2 protein-coding genes are annotated in these 2,414 nt (G+C 73.1%); both read right to left on the bottom strand.

The genetic code is table 11. The features are described 5' to 3' along the window. Positions 1-1,965, bottom strand: a 1,965-nt coding sequence (gene fhuB / locus ACYP33_RS33115) for a Fe(3+)-hydroxamate ABC transporter permease FhuB (protein WP_459625361.1), incomplete at its 3' end; no start/stop codon positions are given. Beyond that, a partial coding sequence (locus tag ACYP33_RS33120) for an ABC transporter substrate-binding protein (RefSeq protein ID WP_459625362.1) occupies positions 1,955-2,414 on the bottom strand: 460 nt, incomplete at its 5' end. The genes ACYP33_RS33120 and fhuB, both read right to left, overlap by 11 nt.

Consider the following 2,414-nt stretch of genomic DNA (forward strand, 5'->3'; position numbering starts at 1 on the left):
GGCGACCAAGCCCGAGGCCACCTCCTCCGGGAACACCAATTGCCGGCCGAGCCACTCGGCGAATGTCATCAGCAACGCGCCGATCATCGCCGCCACCAGGATTTGCGAGGCGGGCCGCCGCGCGCCGGAGAAGCGCGCGATATGCGGCGCGATCAGGCCGACGAACGACAGCGGGCCGACCAGCAGCGTCGAGGCGGCCGTCAGCACCGAAGCCAGCAGCAACACCGCGAACCGCGCACGCCCCACCGGCACGCCGAGGCCGCCGGCCACGCCCGCGCCGAGCCCGAGCATCTCGATCCAGCGGCTCAACAGCGGCGCGAGGGCCAGGCCGAGCAGCGCGATCACGGCCGCCGCGTAGGCGATCGGCGGCTGCACGTAATAGGTCGAGCCGACGATGAAGTTCAGCAGCAGCCCGACCCGCGCGTCGCCGCTCGACATCATCGCGCCGACCACCGCCTGCAACAGCGCGCTGATCGCCACGCCGATCAGCAGCAGCCGCTCGGGCGCGAACGCCACCCGCGAGCCGAGCCACATCAGCACGGTGAGCGTGACCACCACGCCGGCCAGGCAACTGAGGAACAGCACGCCCGGCCCCGGCGCGACGCCCGCGAACAGCGCCACCACGATGCCGAGCATGCCGCCCGCGCTGACGCCGAGCAGGTCGGGGCTGGCCATCGGGTTCGCGGTGATGCGCTGGATCAGCGTGCCGCCGATCGCCAGCAGCACGCCGGCCGCGGCGGCCGCCACCGTGTGCGGCAGGCGCCAGAACATGATGGCGCGGATCTGCGCGAGATCGCCGAAGCGCCAGCCGTGGAGCGTGCGCGTCACGCAGAAGCTCAACGCGATCACGGCCAGCAGCGCCAGCAGCGCCACCGGCAGCCGGCGCGACAGGCGGCCCGGCAGCGCGGCGGCCACCCCGGCCGCGTGCAAGTCCGGCTGGGCGCGCAGGCGCGGCAGCAACAGCAGCAGCAACGGCACGCCCACCAGCGAGGTGACGGTGCCGGTGGGCAGCAGATGCGCCGAGAACAGCTCGGCCGACGACACCACCCGCACCAGTTCGTCGGTCAGCCACAGCAGCGCGGCGCCGAGCAGCGGCGCCCAGATCAGCCGCTGGCCGAGGCGGCGCGCGCCGGCCAGCCGCGCCAGCGTGGGCGCGGCCAGGCCGACGAAGCCGATCACCCCGACCGTCGACACCACGGCGGCGGTCAGCACCACGGCCACCATCAGCGCCACCACGCGCGTGCGATGCAGGCCCACGCCGAGGCTGCGCACGGTCGAATCGCCGGCATCGAACACGCCGAGCGGCCGGCGCAGCAGCACCGTGACGATCGCGCAGCCGAGCACCGCCAGCCCGAGCATGCGGCTGTCGTGCCAGCCTGTCTGGTCGAGCGCCCCGCCGCCCCAGATCATCAGGCCGCGCAGCAGTTCGAAATGCGCCATCGACAGCGCCAGGCTGATCGCGCCGCAATACAGGTTGACGATCATGCCCGACAGCACCACCGCGAGCGGCGCCATCCGCTGCCGCGCCGACAGCGCGAACACCACCAGGATCGCGAGCGTGCCGCCGCCCAGCGCCACCAGCGGCCGGCCGATCACCAGCCACGACGGCGCCCACAGGTCGGCCACGATCAGCGCGAGATAGGCGCCGGGGAACACGCCGAGCGTCATCGGCTCGGCCAGCGGGTTGCGCAGCACTTGCTGCGCGAGCGTGCCGGCCAAGGCCAGCCCGCCGCCGCACAGCAGGCACATCGCGATGCGCGGCAGCATGCTGTCGCGCACCAGGATCTCGCGCAGATTGTCGCGGTCGGGCGCGAACAGCGCCTGCCAGAACGACGCGCCGTCGAGTTCGGCGCGAATGCCGTGCACGGCAAGCACCAGGGATACCGCGACCAGCAGCCCGATCACCCACCAACGGGCATCGCGCGACGCGTCCTGACGCGGCAAGGCCATGAGATTACGCAACACCGCCGCCTCCTGCGTCGATCGTCGTCAGGGCCGCCTCGATGGCATGCGCGAAGCGCTGCATCGATACCAGCCCGCCATAAGGGGCGATCACGGGCAAGGCCGCGACGCGCCGTTCGCGCACCGCCGGCAGCGCCTGCCAGATCGCATTGCCGGCCAGACCTTCGCGCTGCCCCGGCTTGAGCCCGCCCACCAGCAGCACGCTCGCGTCGGGCACCGAGGCCAGCCGCTGCAGCGGCACCAGCGAATAGCCGGTCTGGGTCGGCCACACCGGGCCGCCATCGCGCGGGTGCGCGGCGTTGCGCACGCCGAGCGTCGCCAGCATCTCGTCGAACAGGCTGCCGCGCCCGTACACACGCAGGTGCCGGTCGTCCGCCAGATCGGCGACGATCAGCGGATGCTTGCGCAACGCCGGCCGCGCGGCCAGTTGCGCGCGCACCGATTCGGCGGTG

This window comes from Burkholderia sp. 3C (assembly GCF_054589155.1).